At 61.4% G+C, this 15,906-nt stretch carries 15 protein-coding genes; 1 reads left to right on the forward strand and 14 read right to left on the reverse strand.

The features are described 5' to 3' along the window. The 14 genes from repC to ltnD all read right to left on the reverse strand — a co-directional run. A partial coding sequence (gene repC, locus J2858_RS18580) for a plasmid replication protein RepC (protein WP_210106349.1) occupies window positions 1-844 on the reverse strand: 844 nt, incomplete at its 3' end. Window positions 845-1,118: 274 nt separating this feature from the next. Beyond that, on the reverse strand, window positions 1,119-2,117 hold the full coding sequence (gene repB / locus J2858_RS18585) for a plasmid partitioning protein RepB (protein WP_210106350.1): 999 nt from the start codon (window positions 2,115-2,117) through the stop codon (window positions 1,119-1,121). Next, window positions 2,114-3,331, reverse strand: a complete 1,218-nt coding sequence (gene repA, locus J2858_RS18590; RefSeq protein WP_210106351.1) for a plasmid partitioning protein RepA — start codon at window positions 3,329-3,331, stop codon at window positions 2,114-2,116. Before repA ends, repB begins: the two co-directional genes overlap by 4 nt. 263 nt (window positions 3,332-3,594) lie before the next feature. Beyond that, entirely contained in the window at window positions 3,595-4,494 is a 900-nt protein-coding gene (locus J2858_RS18595) for a carbohydrate ABC transporter permease (protein WP_210106352.1), read from the reverse strand. Between the two features lie 13 nt (window positions 4,495-4,507). Further along, on the reverse strand, window positions 4,508-5,452 hold the full coding sequence (locus tag J2858_RS18600; RefSeq protein ID WP_377298327.1) for a carbohydrate ABC transporter permease: 945 nt from the start codon (window positions 5,450-5,452) through the stop codon (window positions 4,508-4,510). Between the two features lie 69 nt (window positions 5,453-5,521). Next, on the reverse strand, window positions 5,522-6,832 hold the full coding sequence (locus J2858_RS18605; RefSeq protein ID WP_210106353.1) for an ABC transporter substrate-binding protein: 1,311 nt from the start codon (window positions 6,830-6,832) through the stop codon (window positions 5,522-5,524). A 135-nt stretch (window positions 6,833-6,967) separates the two neighbouring features. Beyond that, entirely contained in the window at window positions 6,968-8,035 is a 1,068-nt protein-coding gene (locus tag J2858_RS18610; protein WP_210106354.1) for an ABC transporter ATP-binding protein, read from the reverse strand. A gap of 219 nt (window positions 8,036-8,254) precedes the next feature. Further along, window positions 8,255-9,031 (reverse strand): SDR family oxidoreductase, encoded by a 777-nt coding sequence (locus J2858_RS18615; RefSeq protein WP_210106355.1) that lies wholly within the window; start codon window positions 9,029-9,031, stop codon window positions 8,255-8,257. Then, window positions 9,028-10,014 carry a D-erythronate dehydrogenase gene (gene denD, locus J2858_RS18620; protein WP_210106356.1) on the reverse strand — a complete coding sequence of 329 codons (987 nt, stop codon included), beginning with the start codon at window positions 10,012-10,014 and terminating at the stop codon, window positions 9,028-9,030. The genes J2858_RS18615 and denD overlap by 4 nt, the downstream gene beginning before the upstream one ends. Before the next feature lie 61 nt (window positions 10,015-10,075). Further along, the gene (locus J2858_RS18625; RefSeq protein ID WP_210106357.1) at window positions 10,076-10,834 is read right to left on the reverse strand and encodes a FadR/GntR family transcriptional regulator; all 759 of its coding nucleotides are present in this window, start codon (window positions 10,832-10,834) and stop codon (window positions 10,076-10,078) included. Window positions 10,835-11,041: 207 nt separating this feature from the next. After that, the gene (locus J2858_RS18630; RefSeq protein WP_210106358.1) at window positions 11,042-11,809 is read right to left on the reverse strand and encodes a hydroxypyruvate isomerase family protein; all 768 of its coding nucleotides are present in this window, start codon (window positions 11,807-11,809) and stop codon (window positions 11,042-11,044) included. Between the two features lies 1 nt (window position 11,810). Then, on the reverse strand, window positions 11,811-12,461 hold the full coding sequence (gene otnC / locus J2858_RS18635; protein WP_210106359.1) for a 3-oxo-tetronate 4-phosphate decarboxylase: 651 nt from the start codon (window positions 12,459-12,461) through the stop codon (window positions 11,811-11,813). Next, entirely contained in the window at window positions 12,458-13,732 is a 1,275-nt protein-coding gene (gene otnK / locus J2858_RS18640; protein WP_210106360.1) for a 3-oxo-tetronate kinase, read from the reverse strand. Before otnK ends, otnC begins: the two co-directional genes overlap by 4 nt. A 3-nt stretch (window positions 13,733-13,735) precedes the next feature. After that, on the reverse strand, window positions 13,736-14,638 hold the full coding sequence (gene ltnD / locus J2858_RS18645; RefSeq protein ID WP_210106361.1) for an L-threonate dehydrogenase: 903 nt from the start codon (window positions 14,636-14,638) through the stop codon (window positions 13,736-13,738). A gap of 266 nt (window positions 14,639-14,904) precedes the next feature. Between ltnD and J2858_RS18650 the strand changes: the two genes are divergently transcribed. Further along, window positions 14,905-15,903 carry a LacI family DNA-binding transcriptional regulator gene (locus tag J2858_RS18650; RefSeq protein WP_210106362.1) on the forward strand — a complete coding sequence of 333 codons (999 nt, stop codon included), beginning with the start codon at window positions 14,905-14,907 and terminating at the stop codon, window positions 15,901-15,903. Window positions 15,904-15,906 lie beyond the last annotated feature (3 nt).

The following is a 15,906-nucleotide window of genomic DNA, read 5'->3' on the forward strand; positions in this document are numbered from 1 at the left end:
TTGGCGCCGAGATTTCGCCCTGCTTCTTTTCTGAAGCGGGTTCAAGTTCATTAAGGGATTCGGGTTTTGAATTCTGTATGTGATAGCCAGAATGGTTATCACTGGCGTCTGTTTTTTGTGTTTTTAGCTGAAGTTCCAGATGGTTGAGCACCTCTTCGCGCAACAAAGCCATCTCGTTCAGGATTGCAGTGATGGTTTTGAGGTCGGCGCGGCGCGGCAGCCTCGACACAAGCGCGATATAATGGCTCTCGATCCGCTCCCAATTGCCGGCAGCCCCCTCCTCGATCGCTGCGGTGATGAGCTTGCGCACATCGCGACGGCAGATGGTGAGTTCCTCTTTGGCTAGGGAGAGCGCGCGCCGTTCAGCCGCTACCGATTGTGCAAGAAGTGCAAACTCTTCCGCGCGCAGCAGCAGCGGCGCCAGGCTGAAGCCAAAGGCCTGCTCGATATGGCCGCCGTCCTTGCGCCTGACATAGCGCTTGCCGTTCGGGCTATCGCGGCGATGGACAAGGCCCGCCTCGACCAGCGCCGCGAGATGGCGGCGAAGCGTCGTGCCGGCAATGCCATGGGCGCGCAGGCTCAGCTGTTCATTCGAGGGAAACACCACGAGCCCCCTCTCCTGCGACAGCTCGATGTCCGGGTAGAAGCTCAACAGCGCATTCAGCACCGCAAGGCTTCGATCCTGAAGCCCGAGCTTTTCGCGTGCTTCGGCAACATCGCGAAACAGTTTCCACTTGTCTGCCACTTTGCCGGCGCGGATGTCTTCGGCCTGCATCTGCTCTTTCACGAGCGCAAGCGAAACCCCACGCCGCCCAAAGGGCGTCGTCACTCCATGCGTCTGCATTGTCTTTCACCTTCAAACAGGCAAAAGAATCCAACCCGTCAAACAAACGGTTTCAAAGCTTGACAGCGATTCGTGGAAATGCGATTCTCACCTTGCTACAGATCGAGAGAGGCTTCCACGACGTCACAGTCGCTTGGGGGCCTTTTTCTTTTGCGGTTCAAGTCTCCTATGTCTTCATTTCCATGATCAGCCCGCTCACTCCGATCGGGCCGAACCTGCGATGTCTCTTGCGGCAAGCCTTCGTAAAGCCTGCCATTGTCAGCTGACAATGAGATCAGGCGTCCGAAGCGCCTTCATCCCGTTTTTCGAACTCTGCCACCAGCTGCGGCATCCGCTCAGCCATGAAGTCGGCAAAGGCCTGCGAGCGGATGGCAAGTTTTGCCCCCCTCCCCGTCCGCGACAGCGTACCAAGCACGATCCCCTTGCGGGTCTTTACCGCCTCATCGCTTGCCCTCATCTTCTGCTCGGGCGCCGCCTCATTGAGGGCTGCCCAGAGGCTGGCGAAACGGTCATTGCTGTCTGCGGTGCCAAATCCCTCCGCTCCGGTAATGGCTACAGCTTTACGCGCCGAAGCCTGAACCTTCAGACGGTCGGCGAGCGCCAGCCAGCGGGGCCGGCCGATCTTGGGCGCCGGGCCGATGGCCAGGATGATGTCATCCGGCACGGCCTGCGCCACCTGCAACAGCCGTGACACTTCCGGCTTGTCGACAGAAAGCGCCTGCGCAATCGTCTCACGATCAAAGCCGTGCTCGTCCATCCGCCGGGCAAACAGTGACCGTTCGATAAAGCTGAGATCGACGCGCTGGCCGTTTTCCTGGCCCTGCGCGAGGATCAGTTCCTGATCGCTCAGTTGGCGAATAACCGCCTTGACCTTCAGCCCCAGTTCGCCTGCGGCCCGCAAGCGGCGATGACCATAGGCCGCCTGATAGAGTTTGGCCTTTTCCGGATGTGGCCGAACGAGGATTGGCACCTGCTGGCCATTTTCACGGATGGATGCCTTTAACGCTTCGAGCGTCACGTCGACGGCGACCGGAATGCGATCCTGGATGAAGGCGGCCTCGACCTGCGCCGGATCGAGTTCCACCACGCGGTCACCCTGCGCAAGCGTTTCGCGCAACACCTTGGCAGCCGCGGCCTCTTCGTTCAGGCGGCCGAGAGACATGTTCATCGCCCGCACGGCACCAGCCGGACGATGGACCTGCTGCGGGTTCGCATCGGGCTTTTTCTGGTCGGTCGCGCCCACCATGCCCTTGAGAATATCGCGTCCCTTCATGCTCGTCCCCATGCCGCTCGGATCAGCTGTTCCACCTCTCCATTAACCCCGTCCATTGCCTCCACAGCACGATCATAGGTCTGGCGGTGCATGGTCTCTCGACCTGCCTCGTAGATCGTCTGCTTCGACAGGCCGGCATCGGAAACCGCGGTCGATTTGACCATCATGGAGGTCAAGACGCGCTCGTTGAACAGACTGCGCAGAAAGGCAACGATCTGGGCCTGCGGCCCGTCATTCGCCTCATAGCGCGTCACCAGATAGCGCATCCAGTCATACTGCAGATTGCCACCCGCTTCCTTGACGACCGCCAGAAGATCCGAGGTCATGGCGAGAAACTGGTTCATCGACGCAACATCCAGCATCTGCGGATGCACCGTGATCAAGACGGAAGTTGCCGCACAAAGCGCCGACAGCGTCAGGAAGCCGAGTGTCGGCGGGCAGTCGATCACCACGACGTCATAGTGATCATCCAGCAAGGAGAGCGCATTGCCGACGCGCATGAAGAACATGTCCGTATCAGTGCGCTCGTTATCGGCAAGCGCCCGCGGCGTGTCATGCTCGAACTCGTGAAGTTCCAGATTGCCGGGGATCAGATCGAGCCCGGCAAAATAGGTTTGCCGCACCACCTCCTCCACCGGACGCTGATGCTCGTCATACCGAATGGCGCCGTAGAGCGTCTCATTGTCGTTGACGTCGAACTCCGGCTGGAAACCGAGCATGGCCGACATCGAGGCCTGGGGATCAAGATCGACCGCCAGCACCCGGTAACCGCGCAGCGCCAGATATTGCGCCACGTGGATGGCGGTCGTCGTCTTGCCGGAACCACCCTTGAAATTGGTGACCGCAATGACCTGCAAATGATCGCCGGGACGCCGCCCCGGCAGATAGGACGGCTTGGTCTTGCCGAGATGCCGGCGGATGGCATTGATCTCTTCCAGGGAAAAGGTGCGGCGGCCGGAGGCCGATTTTTCCGAGGAGACCGTCTCCTCCTGGGCTGCCAGATGGCGCACGTAACTGTCGGTCACGCCGAGAAGGCGCGCGACTTCCGTGCTGCTGAAGCGCCGCAGATCCTTGCGGGCGTTCGGCGAGAAAAGCTTTTCGAACAGGATCTGCAACTGTCCGCTCAAAATGGCGGAATCATTGCCGATCGTTTCGTCGATCGAAAGCGTCTCAGGCTTTCTCATTTTGTCGGCAATTGCGTTGTTGTTCGGCATTCACGGAAAACCCGGTAAATTGGCGTGATTATCGCAAATAGGAACCGAGTCTGTCTTTCCGTCAAGCGGTTTTTGACCGCAACGCCGGATTTACCCAATTTATGCAGGAAATTCAGGGATTTGATTCCGTTGTCAGCTGACAATGCGGCTGAAGGCGCGGCAGAATCGGGCAGAAAACCGGTTTAGCCGAGAATCAGAAGGGCGGGAAGATCGCTCTCCCCGCCCCCAACAGTCGGATCAGGACGCTCCGCATAGCTCGCCTGCTATTCCTTCACCGCACCGGTCATCGAAGACACGTAGTAATCGACAAAGAACGAATAGAGGATGACCACCGGCAGCGATCCGAACAGGGCGCCGGCCATCAGCGAACCCCATTCAAAGATATCGCCACGCACCAGTTCCGTCAGAACGCCGACCGGCACCGTCTTGTTCTCGGACGACTGGATGAAGGTCAGCGCATAGATGAACTCGTTCCAGGACAGGGTGAAGGCAAAGATGCCCGCGGAGATCAGCCCCGGCACCGCCAGCGGCAGAATGATTTTCGACAGGATCTGCCAGCGGCTTGCCCCATCCACCAGCGCGCTTTCCTCCAGTTCGAACGGGATCGAACGGAAATACCCCATCAGCAGCCAGGTGCAGAAGGGGATCAGAAAGGTCGGATAGGTGAAGATCAGAGCCAGACGGGAATCATAGATGCCGATCTTGAAGACGATGAAGGCGAGCGGAATGAAGAGGATGGACGGCGGAACCAGGTATGCCAGAAAAATGAACAGGCCGACCGAGCGCGAGCCGGTAAAGCGGATGCGTTCGATTGCATAGGCACCGAACACCGATGCCACCAGCGACAGTGCGGTGGAGGCCGTGGCGACCAGCATCGTGTTCCACAGCCAGCCGGGGTAGGAGGTCTGGAACAGCAGGTAGTTTATGTGCTCCAGCGTCGCACCCACCACCCAGAACGGGCTGTAATTCTCGTAATCGGTCAGCTGCGCATTCGGCTTCACCGCGGTGATTGCCATCCAGTAGAAGGGAAACAGCAACACGAAGACGAAGACCGCCATGGGCAGGTAGACCGTCATCACCCGCCGCGGCAGCCGGTTGAGATAGGACATGCCCTGGCTGTCGTCCTGCAGGTCGGCATCGTTTGACGTCGATTTGGCGTTCATGGTCGTCTCCATCTCAATCCCCTCCACCCTGCTGCCATTTGCGCCTCTGCAGGCCGAAGAAAGAGAACAGGATCGCGGCAAGGAGGAAGGGGATCATGGCAACCGCTATGGCAGCCCCTTCGCCCAGCTGCCCGCCGGGAATGGCGCGCTGGAAGGAGAGGGTGGCCATCAGATGCGTCGCATTCACCGGTCCGCCCTTGGTCAGCACGTAGATCAGCTGAAAATCTGTGAAGGTGAACAGCACCGAAAAGGTCATCACCACGGCAATGATCGGCGTCAGCATCGGCAGGGTGACATGGCGGAAGCGCTGCCAGCTGCTCGCGCCATCCAGCGATGCGGCCTCCTGCAGCGATGCCGGTATCGTCTGGAGGCCGGCCAGCAGCGAGATCGCCACGAAGGGAATGCCGCGCCAGACATTGGCGGCAATGACCGATGCACGGGCAATGTTGGGATCGCCAAGGAAATTGATCGGCCGCTCGATCAGACCCATCTTGATCAGCGACCAGGACACGATGGAAAACTGCGCGTCGTAGATCCACCAGAAGGCGAGAGCGGACAATACTGTGGGCACCACCCAGGGCAAAAGCACGATGGCCCGGAAAAACGACTTGAACGGCAGATGCTCGTTCAGCAGCAGCGCCAGCCACAGGCCGAGTGCAAATTTCAGCACCGAGGCGACAAAGGTATAAACCACCGTATTGAAAACGGAGAGCCAGAACACCTTGTCATCCCAAAGGAAGGCGTAGTTTTCCAGCCCGATGAACACACCGTCGCGGCCGATAGTCGTGTCGGTAAAGCCCAGCCAGACACCGAGGCCAAGCGGGTAGGTGAGAAAGCAGACCAGGAAAACGGCCGAGGGCAGCATGAACAGGATGCCCAGCACATCGCGGTTGTTGCTGATGCGGGACCATAAAGAACGCTGCGGCGTGCCAGGATCCGTCGATGTCGTCATCGTCATCGTATGTCACTCCAGGAGGCGGATCGGAAACCGGAGCGCGCAAGGCTGAGCGCTCCGGCAAGGCGAACGTCAGACGCGGTAGTAGCGATTGGCGCGCTTTTCCGCCTGGGCAACGGCATCTTCCGGCGTTGCCGCACCTGTGACGGCCGAGGCGAACATGTCGACGAGCACATAGTCGGCCATGACGGCGGCAGAGGCATAACCGAGCGGGCCGGCATAGCCGTTCGGACGCAGCGTCTCGGACGCCTTGGCATAGGGCGCGTGGATCGGGTTTTCCGTCCAGATCGGATTGCTGGCGAAGGCCTTCAGCGGCTGGCAGCAATAGGCGCTGGAACCCTTGAGCCAGGCGTTCATCTGCTCGGCTTCCATCATGAACTTGATATAGGCCTTGGCCGCTTCCGGATATTTCGTATGCTTGAACAACAGCAGCGAACTGGTCTGGTGCAGTTCGATGCTCTTGCCGACCGGGCCGACGGGGAAGTTGGTGCTGCGCATGTCGGCAGCAATCTCGGCAAGCTTCGGATCGTTCTTGGCGGCGTAATAGATCGACACGCCATTCGCCGTCAGCGACACCTGGCCGGCGAGGAACGCCCGGTTGTTGTTGATGTCGAGCCAGCTTTCCGTGCCGGGGATGAAATTGGCGTAAAGCTCCTTGGCATATTTGATCGCGGCCAGCGTTTCCGGTGAATTGATCACCACCTTGCCGCCCTCGTCCACCATCTTGCCGCCGTGGCTCCACAGCAGCCAATGGGCATAATTGTTGCCGTCACCCACGGCCTTGCCGTGCGGGAAGCCAGCCGGCGTACCCTTGGCTTTCATCGCCTTTGCCAGTTCCAGGAAGCCGGCCGTGTCCTTCGGGAACTCGCTGAAGCCGGCCGCCTTCATATGGCTGTCGCGATAGACCACGGCATTGCCGATGGCGGTCAGCGGCATGGCGATGAACTTGCCCTGACGCGTCGCATAACCCTTCACGCCGTCGTAAAACCCGCCATACTTGCCGTCGAGATAGGTGCCGAGCTCCGTCAGGTCGACCAGCTTGTCGGGATACTGGTGGGCATCGTCGAACCAGCACATGACAAGATCCGGGCCGGAGCCGACATTGGCGGCAACAGCCGCCTTGGGGCGGATGTCCTCCCAGCTTTCCTTGTCGATGCGCACTTCGACGCCGGTTGCCTCGGTGAACTTCTTTGTGTTGGCGAGCCAGGCTTCCTCATCGCCCTTCACAAAGGGCGTCCAGCGCAAGAGACGAAGGCTTGCGCCCGCCTCAGGCTTGTAGCTCGGCTCGGCGGCAGCGGCCGTACGAATGCCCAGACCCGAAAGACCTGCGGCACCGGCAAGGCCGGCGGTACCGGCCAGAAAGCTTCTTCTTCTGATGGTCATGCTGTTCCTCCTCCAAATCCGGGACATTCCTGCTCGACATTCGCTGTCCCGACCGGCGAATGCGGGGATCGGCGCAGTGCAGATCCTCATCTCCCCGTGCCGACGGCTCCTCCCGGTCGGCGTGGGGCATTCTTGTCATGCGGAAATCCGCATGCCCGTCTGTTCGTCAAACAGGTGCACATGCGCCTGGTCGATCGCAATGGAGATGCTTTCGCCCGGCCGCACATCGATGCGTTCGCGAAAGACGCAGGTGACTTCCGCGCCGCCGAACCGGACAATGATCTGCGTCTCGTAACCCGTCGGCTCGATCACGACGACTTCGGCTTTGAAGCCGGTGCCGTTGAGGCTGATATATTCCGGCCGAAGGCCATAGACGAGATCGCGTCCGATCGCCTCGGGAAACGGGCGGGGCAGGGGCAGGCGCGTGCCATCGGCAGCCACAAGGATCTCGGGGTTTTCGGCGTCGATCCGGCCCTTGATCATGTTCATTGCCGGCGAACCGATGAAGCCTGCGACAAACAGATTGTTGGGATGATCGTAAAGTTGCAGCGGCGTGCCGATCTGCTCCACCCGTCCATCATGCATCACGACGATCTTGTCGGCCATGGTCATCGCCTCGATCTGGTCGTGCGTGACATAGACGGTCGTCGTCTTCAGCCGGTGATGCAATTCCTTGATCTCGGCGCGCATGGCAACCCGCAGCTTGGCATCGAGGTTGGAGAGCGGTTCGTCGAACAGGAACACCTGCGGATCGCGCACGATGGCGCGGCCCATCGCAACGCGCTGGCGCTGGCCACCCGACAGTTGGCGCGGATAGCGGTCCAAGAGTTTCGACAGTCCCAGAATGCCGGCCGCATAATTCACGCGGCTGTCGATATCGGCCTGCGGGGCCGAAGCCAGCATCAGCGAGAAAGCCATGTTCTTGGCCACCGTCATATGCGGGTAGAGCGCATAGTTCTGGAACACCATGGCGATGTCGCGCTCTTTCGGCGGCAGGCTGTTAACGGTGCGCCCGCCAATGCGGATTTCGCCGCCCGAAATGTTTTCCAGACCCGCCAGCATGCGCAGCAGCGTCGATTTCCCGCACCCGGACGGACCGACCAGGATGACGAACTCGCCATCCTCGATATCGATATTGACGCCCTTGATGACGGGAAAGGCGCCGAAGGACTTTTTCACCTCGGCAAATTGAACAGTGGCCATGCGTCTCCTCCCAGAGTGCAATCCAGAGTGCGGTTTGTCGTGACGGCACGTGATGACGGCAATCGTGCCCCCTTCTTGCCGTATGCCTCGCGATCGACACTCCATTCTGCCGATCGCTTATGTTTTTCAATCGGTTACAGTGCAGGCAGCGCCCTCCACAGCGCGCCTCACTGCTCACTCAAAGCCCTGCCTCTGCAGCGCTAAAGGTGCGTGTCCCCCTTAGCCTCGCCCGACAAAGGGCATCTTCGTTGCCATGACGGTCATGGTCAGCACATTTGCATTAAGCGGCAGGCTGGCCATGTAGACGACGGCATTGGCGATGTGGGTCGGGTCGATCGTCGGTTCGGCGGCAATGGTGCCGTTTGCCTGAACCACGCCAGTTGCGATCTTCTGCGTCATGTCGCTTGCCGCATTGCCGATATCGATCTGGCCGCAGGCGATGTCGAAATTTCGCCCGTCGAGCGCCGTGGATTTCGTGAGCCCCGTGATGGCGTGCTTGGTTGCCGTATAGGGCGCCGAATTCGGGCGCGGCGTTGTCGCTGAAATCGACCCGTTGTTGATGATGCGCCCGCCCTGCGGCGCCTGCGCCTTCATGAGGCGGAAGGCCTGCTGCGTGCACAGGAAGGCACCGGTCAGATTGGCGGCAAGGATGGCGCTCCACTGGTCGAAGGTGACCTCCTCCAACGGAACGCCCGGCACCGTGATCCCGGCATTATTGACCAGAAGATCCAGGCGGCCGAACTTTTCCGCAATGGCATCAAACAGCGCGCGCACGGATGCCGGATCGCCGACATCGGTGGCAATGGCATGAAACGAGCCGCCGGTCTCCTTCGACAGCACGTCGACCGCCTCTTCCAGCACGGCAAGACGCCGGCCGGAAATCACCACCGTATAACCTGTGGCCCCCAGCGCTTTTGCAATCGCGCGCCCCACGCCCGTGCCGCCGCCGGTCACCAGCGCAATCGAAGTTCTGTCCGTCACATCCGCCTGTGTCATGACAGAGATCCTCCGAGTTCGTCCTCGATATGGATGCGGATGATCTCGTCGAAGGTCGCTTCTGCGCGAAAGCCGAGCTGGGTGGCACGGCTGGCGTCAAAGCGCGTGGGCCAGCCCGCCACGATGCGGGCGATCACCGGATCCGGCTCGCGGCGGATCAGCGACACGGCCTTTTCACCGGCCACCCGTCGCAGTGCCTCGATCTCTTCTCCCACCAGCGCGGACAGGCCGGGCATGGTGAGGTTACGGCGCGGACCGATCGGAGCGGTCTCCATGCTTGCGGCATGCAGGAAGAAGCCGACGGCCGAGCGCGGGCTCGCAAACCAATGGCGCACATCCTCGCCAACCGGCAGCACGGCCTCCTTGCCCGACAAAGGCTCGCGCAGGATATTGGAGAAGAAGCCAGACGCCGCCTTGTTCGGCGTGCCGGGCCGCACGCAGATGGTCGGCAGTCGGATGCCAACCCCATCGAAAAAGCCGCGACGGGTATAGTCCGACAGCAGAAGCTCTGTGATTGCCTTCTGCGTGCCATAGCTGGTGAGTGGTGTGGTGAAAAACTCGTCGCCGATCGCATCCGGGAAGGGGGCCCCGAACACGGCAACGGATGATGCAAAGACGAGGCGAGGGGCATAAGGGGTGCGCTGGCCTTCGTGGCGGATGGCCTCGAAGAGCGCGCGTGTGCCATCAAGGTTCACCGCATAACCCTTGTCGAAATCCGCCTCCGCCTCACCCGACACGATTGCCGCCAGATGGAAGATCACATCCGGGCGTCCGGCAATCAGCGTCTCGGCGGTGCCGGGTGCCGCCAGATCCAGCGTCAGGCTTTTTGCAATCGACTGGAATGCAGGAGGTACCTGGGGCGCAAAGGCATCGGCAAGCGTCAGCCGCTCTATGTCCCGGCCGTTGAGCGCAGGGGAGGCGGCGAGTTTTTCGATCAGCTTGCGGCCCACCATACCGGCGGCCCCGATTACCAGAACATGCATGCGCGGCTTTCCTCCCTGCCTCTTGTCTTTCAATAGGCTGATGTCGCTGCGTGAAGCGACGTCAGGCGTTTTCCACCAATGGCCGGCGCTCCTCTGCCGCCATTGCCTTCGTCGTGTCGTAGATGCGCGTCAGATGCTGGCGAAAGGCCTCGGTCACACCGGCCCGGTCGCGCCTCTTCAAGGCATCCAGAATATCCGCGTGGTCGGCGTAACTGCTTTCAATCGCGCCCGGTTGCGCCATGGCATGGCGACGATGGTCCATCAGATAGCCGTAGAGATCGGTCACGAAATCGATCAGCAACGGATTGCCGCAGGCCCGGTAGATGGCCAGATGAAATTCGCGGTCGCAGATGAGAAACCGCATGGGATCGCCCGATAGCCGCCGCTGGGCTTCCAGAAGCGCCTCCAGGTGAGCGATCTCCTCATCGGAAATGGCATCCGCGGCATTGGCCACCACATCGAGTTCCACCAACAGGCGCGCGCCATGCACGGCATCGATGTCATAGCGATCAATGGCGCTGGAGGAAGCAATCGTCATCGGCAGATGGCTGAGATCCACATCCGCCACGCGGCTTCTGGTGCCCTGGGACACCTCGATAAAACCTTTGGCGGCGAGGATCTGGATGGCGCCGCGCACCGTCTCGCGGCTGACACTCAGCACATGCGCCAGTTCCCGTTCACCTGGCAGTTCATCCCCCTGGCGCAGCATGCCGGTCGCGATCAGCGTCGTCAGCTTGTCGGCCACGACGTCACGGGCCGTCTGACGGGTAATGGCCCGCCCTATATTGGGAACCTGGTTCAGAATGCCGCCGGTTTTCATAACCCGCCATCCACCAAAACGCCTGCCATGCCGCCGGTTAACGAAATCGTAACTGGTATGCTGGATGGACCACTGGACAAATTGATAGGCAACAGCCGACAAGCCGTCAACGCACAATCGTCGCTGCACTGCACAGAAAAACGCAACCGGAAGCCACAAAAACCCTAAACCGAAAGGGGAGGGGAGGGGAGAGGCGAGCAGCCGCGCTCACTGACGCAACGCCTTCAGCCAGCCAAGGCCCGCCACCGTGGACGTCGCCGGCCGGTACTCCGCACCGATCGGGCGATCATATCCCATGTCGTCGAGCAGCCTCAGCAGCGCGCGATAATCCAGATCGCCATGATCCGGCTCACGCCGGTCCGGCACGGATGCGATCTGGATATGGCCGATATGCGGCATCAGTCTTTCCAGCCGCGCCGGCAGATCACCCTCCATGATCTGCAGATGATAGCAGTCGAACATCAGCTTGACGTTGTCAGCTGCCAGCGTCTCGATCAGGTCGACAGCCTGCGCCGAACCGGTGAGAAAATAGCCCGGCGCATCGCGGGAGTTCAGCGGCTCGATGAGCAGCGTGATGTCGTGCGGGCGCGCAAGGTCGCTCGCATAGGCAAGGTTGGACAGGAACACGTCGCGCGCCTCTTCGCCACTCGCCTTGCCAGCCATGACATGCACATTTGGCGCGGCAATCGCGATCGCATAGGCAATCGCCTCGCGGATGGCGGCCCGCGCCTCGTCCTCGCGTCCGGGAATGGCCGAAAGCCCGTTATCGCCAAGCGCGACATTGCCCCGGCTGGTGTTGAGACCGAGCATGACAAGACCGGTGTCCGCAAGCGCCCCGCACACATCCTCGACCGGCACCGCATAAGGCCAATGGCATTCCACGGCCTCGAAGCCCGCGGCCTTGGCGGCGCGGATGGCATCCGGCAGCGCCAGATCGTCAAACAGAAAACCGAGATTTGCGGAAAACCTGGCCATGTCAGTCCCACTCCACATCAAAGGTGCGTACGATCTCGCCGATCTGGCTCTCATTCAGCAGGCGGGGGCTGAGGCCCCGCGTCAAAAGCGCAAGCTTTGCCGTCTCCTCCAGCTCTTCCATGGCATAGACGGCGGCTTCCAGATCCTTTGCGGCAACCACCGGCCCGTGATTGGCCAGCATCACGGCGCTGCGCTTGCCCGCAAGACCGCGGATTGCGTCTCCCGTCGCCGGATCGCCAGGAATGAAATAGGGAAGCAGCTTCACCTTGCCGAGCTTCATGATCGAATAGGCCGTGAGCGGCGGCAGCATGTTGTCCGGATCCACCTCCGGCAACAGGGAGAGTGCAACCGAATGACAGGAATGCAGATGCACCACGGCACCGGTTTTTGCCGGACGCGTTTCATAGAAGGCCGCATGCAGGGGCATTTCCTTCGTCGGCTTGTCGCCGCCGACCAGATGGCCGGCCGCATCGAACAGCGAAAGCCGCGCCGGGTCGAGCCATCCGAAGGAACTGCCCGTCGGCGTCACGAGAAGCCGGCCATCGGGGAGGCGTGCCGAGATATTGCCGGAGGAACCAGCAGTCAGGCCCCGCTCAAAGAGCGAGCGCGCCATGCGGCAGATATCCTCGCGCAGCCGTGCCTCTTCGCTCATTGTGTCTCCAGACGCTGCAGAGCCTCGGTGAAAAAGGCCGGGCCGCCAAAATTTCCGGATTTCAGCGCGAGTGCAACCGTCTTGCCGGAAATGTCGGCATAGGTCCAGGGCACGCCCGGCGCGATTTCGGCGCCAATGGTCAGCCGTGAGACACCGAGCGAGCGGGTTATCGCGCCTGCTGTTTCGCCACCGGCCACCACGAAGCGGTGGATGCCGAGATCAAGAGCCACACGCGCCAGCTCAGCCAGCGCATCCTCCACCAGAAGGCCGGCCTGCTCGACACCGAGCTTCTGCTGCGCCTGCCGCACTGCCTCTGGCTCGGCACTGGCATAGATCAGCTTCGGCTCGTCGGGTGTGCGGCTCTTCAGCCAGTCCACGGCCGCCGCTACGCCGTTTTCGGCGAGATCCAGGGGATCAAGCCGCAGGCAGGCGGCTGTCGGAAGATAATGCGCCACCTGGGTGCGGGTCATGGCCGAACAGCTTCCCGACAGAACGATCTCGCCCGTTCCGACAGACGGTCTTGCGCCGGCTTCCTCACCGCCGTCCAGCATGCCGCGCTCCCGATAAAGCCGGGGGAGGGGAGCTGCAAGCGCGCTCGCGCCCGTAATCAGCGGCATGTCGATCGAGGCGGTGGCGATGGTCAGCAGATCCTCGTCTTCGACGGCATCCACGATGATATGGGCGATCTGCCGGCCGTAGAGATCATTGAGCCGCGCCTTCAGCGCTTCCGGCCCGCGCGCCACATCCATGCGGCTCGCAAGGCCGACGGCGCCTTTCACCTGCGGCTGAAGAAGCCGCAGCAGGCTTGAATCGCGCATCGGCGTCAGCGGATGATCCTTCATAGGGCTCTCCGACAGCAATTGTTCGCCCACAAACAGATGACCCATGAAGACGCTGCGCCCGTTTTCGGGAAAGGCCGGGCAGTACAGGGTCTGCCCGGTGCCAAGATCCGCCATCAGCGCTTCGGCCACCGGCCCGATATTGCCGGTCGGCGTGCTGTCGAAGGTCGAGCAATATTTCCAGTAGAACCGCTCGGCACCGGCCGCTTTCAACCAGGAAAGGGCGGCACGGGCTTGCGCCACCGCATCCGCCACCGGCGCGGTTCGGCACTTGAGGGCGATTACCTCGAAAGCCGTCGTTTCCTCCGCGCGCGCAGGCTCCTCAGGCACACCGATGCGCAACGAGACCGGCAGGCCGCTGCGCGCCAGAAGCCCGGCCAGATCGGTTGCCCCGGTAAAATCATCGGCAATGGCCCCGAATAGAACACGCATGGCTCACTCCATTCCCGGCAGACGAACGCCGCTTCTGGCGGCGAGAACTTTTGCGACGGCCGCATCATCCTCAAGCCCGAGCCCTGCACCGGCGGCCTCCTGGAAGAGCGCAAGTGCGGCGGCGCTGAGCGGCGTTGTGCCGCCCTGCTGCCCGGCCTCCTGTGTCACGATCCCCAGATCCTTGACGAAGATATTGACCGCCGAGCGCGGCGTATAATCGCCATCGACGATATGCGGCCCGCGATTTTCAAACATCCACGACGACCCCGCAGAGACGGAGATCACGTCATGGACAGTCTTCAGATCAAGGCCTGCGCCCGCTGCAAGCGTGAGGGCTTCGGCCGTTGCGGCAATATGGACGCCGGCCAGAAGCTGGTTGATCATCTTGACCTTCGATCCGAGGCCAATCTCGGTACCCAGACGGAAAACCTTTGCAGACACGGCCTCGAGCGCGCGACCGGCCGCATCAAAAGCTGCGTCCGGGCCGGATGCCATGACGGTAATCTCACCAGTGAGCGCCTTCAAATGCCCGCCAGATACCGGCGCATCGATGACCTGCATGCCGGCGTCTAAAAGTTTCTGCGCAATCTCTTTGGTCGCCGAGGGGGCCATGGTGACGCAGAGCAGAAACACCGTGCCTGGCCGCGCCGTCGCCACAGCGCCCGTCTCTCCAAACAGCACCGCCTTTGCCTGGTCCGAATTGACGACGAAGACGAACACCACGTCGCTTTCGCCTCCCGCTGCCGGGCTTGCAAACGCCGCGCCGCCTTCTGCGGTAAAACGCGTGAGCACGTCCGGGCGAATATCGACGCCCTTCACTTCAAATCCGGCCCGCAGCAGTGAGAGAGCAGCCCCCCAGCCCATCGAACCGAGGCCGATCACGGTTGCCGTTTGAGAATGGGCCATAGGGTTCTCCGTCAGGACTGGCTTGCGATGGAAGAGTTGACTTGCGCGCCGGTATCGATACCGGTATCGGTAACGTAGAATGCCAGGACGTGTCCTGTCAATCGAGCAATTGCCTTTCCTATGGCCGCTGCATAGAGCTGAAACAGGGAGAGGGGCCGAGAAGCACACGCCGTGCAAGGACGTTTGACAGACGCGGACTTAAAGCCTGACCACAAGCCTCAACGCCGCCCGATCCCGATCCGGCATGCCAAGGACAGACACGTTCCATGCGAAGACCCACTCTTGAAGAAGTTGCGCTTGCCGCGGGCGTCAGCAAGATGACTGCCTCGCGCGCGCTGCGCGGTGCCGCCGACGTGTCGCAGGAAAGCATAGCCAAGGTGAAGCTTGCGGCCGAACAGCTGGGCTATGTCGGCAACCGGCTGGCGCTGTCGCTGTCGTCGCAGAATACCAACCTCGTCAGCGTCGTCGTGCCCAGCATGTCGAACATCGTCTTCCCGGAGGTTCTGTCCGGTATCACGGCGGGTCTTGAGGGGTCCGGCATGCAGGCGGTGTTCGGCATTTCCGATTACGACCCGGACAAGGAGCGCGATATCATCCGAAACATGCTGTCCTGGCGCCCCGCTGCCATCATCGTCACCGGCCTCGACCAGCCCGAAGAGACGGTGAGGCTGTTGAAGCAGGCCGACATCCCGGTCATCCAGATCATGGATCTCGACGGCACGCCGGTTGATTTCAATGTCGGCCTGTCGCACCACATGGCCGGCGAGGCGATGGCAAAGGCGCTGATCAAGGCGGGTCGCCGGCGGTTCGGCTATATCGGCAGCGCGCTCGACAAGGATTTGCGCGCCGGCAAGCGCAAGACCGGCTTTGCGCGAGCGCTTGCGGCTGAGGGTCTTCAGTTTCTGGCCGAAGAAACAGCGCCGGCCGGATCCTCTGCGGTTCTCGGCAAGGCGCTGACGAAACGGCTTGTCGAGAAGTGCGCCGATCTGGACTGTCTCTATTACTCCAATGACGACATGGCTGCCGGCGGTCTGTTTGCCTGCATGGAAATGCAGGTGAGCGTGCCGAGTAAGATCCTAATTGCCGGGTTCAACGGACTGGATCTCGCAAGCGCACTGCCGGTCAGCATCGCCACATCCCGCTCACCGCGCCGCGAGATGGGAGAAAGCGCCGCGCAACTGGCACTTGCGGCCCTTCGAAAGGGCAGGGACGGGCTTTCCCCGACGATCGAGTTTACGCCGGAGATCACCCTCGGGGAGGTCTAAACG

Origin of the sequence: Neorhizobium galegae, from assembly GCF_017877135.1 — a bacterium.
Taxonomy (GTDB): domain Bacteria; phylum Pseudomonadota; class Alphaproteobacteria; order Rhizobiales; family Rhizobiaceae; genus Neorhizobium; species Neorhizobium galegae_A.

What these genes read in the sequence shown, in the direction of transcription:
- J2858_RS18605 (WP_210106353.1), bottom strand. Translation starts at nt 6,832, where the DNA reads ATGACCATCAGAAGAAGAAGCTTTCTGGCCGGTACCGCCGGCCTTGCC.
- ltnD (WP_210106361.1), bottom strand. Translation starts at nt 14,638, where the DNA reads ATGGCCCATTCTCAAACGGCAACCGTGATCGGCCTCGGTTCGATGGGC.
- repA (WP_210106351.1), bottom strand. Translation starts at nt 3,331, where the DNA reads ATGCCGAACAACAACGCAATTGCCGACAAAATGAGAAAGCCTGAGACG.
- repB (WP_210106350.1), bottom strand. Translation starts at nt 2,117, where the DNA reads ATGAAGGGACGCGATATTCTCAAGGGCATGGTGGGCGCGACCGACCAG.
- J2858_RS18610 (WP_210106354.1), bottom strand. Translation starts at nt 8,035, where the DNA reads ATGGCCACTGTTCAATTTGCCGAGGTGAAAAAGTCCTTCGGCGCCTTT.
- J2858_RS18650 (WP_210106362.1), top strand. Translation starts at nt 14,905, where the DNA reads ATGCGAAGACCCACTCTTGAAGAAGTTGCGCTTGCCGCGGGCGTCAGC.
- J2858_RS18630 (WP_210106358.1), bottom strand. Translation starts at nt 11,809, where the DNA reads ATGGCCAGGTTTTCCGCAAATCTCGGTTTTCTGTTTGACGATCTGGCG.
- J2858_RS18600 (WP_377298327.1), bottom strand. Translation starts at nt 5,452, where the DNA reads ATGACGATGACGACATCGACGGATCCTGGCACGCCGCAGCGTTCTTTA.
- J2858_RS18595 (WP_210106352.1), bottom strand. Translation starts at nt 4,494, where the DNA reads ATGAACGCCAAATCGACGTCAAACGATGCCGACCTGCAGGACGACAGC.
- otnK (WP_210106360.1), bottom strand. Translation starts at nt 13,732, where the DNA reads ATGCGTGTTCTATTCGGGGCCATTGCCGATGATTTTACCGGGGCAACC.
- J2858_RS18615 (WP_210106355.1), bottom strand. Translation starts at nt 9,031, where the DNA reads ATGACACAGGCGGATGTGACGGACAGAACTTCGATTGCGCTGGTGACC.
- denD (WP_210106356.1), bottom strand. Translation starts at nt 10,014, where the DNA reads ATGCATGTTCTGGTAATCGGGGCCGCCGGTATGGTGGGCCGCAAGCTG.
- otnC (WP_210106359.1), bottom strand. Translation starts at nt 12,461, where the DNA reads ATGAGCGAAGAGGCACGGCTGCGCGAGGATATCTGCCGCATGGCGCGC.
- J2858_RS18625 (WP_210106357.1), bottom strand. Translation starts at nt 10,834, where the DNA reads ATGAAAACCGGCGGCATTCTGAACCAGGTTCCCAATATAGGGCGGGCC.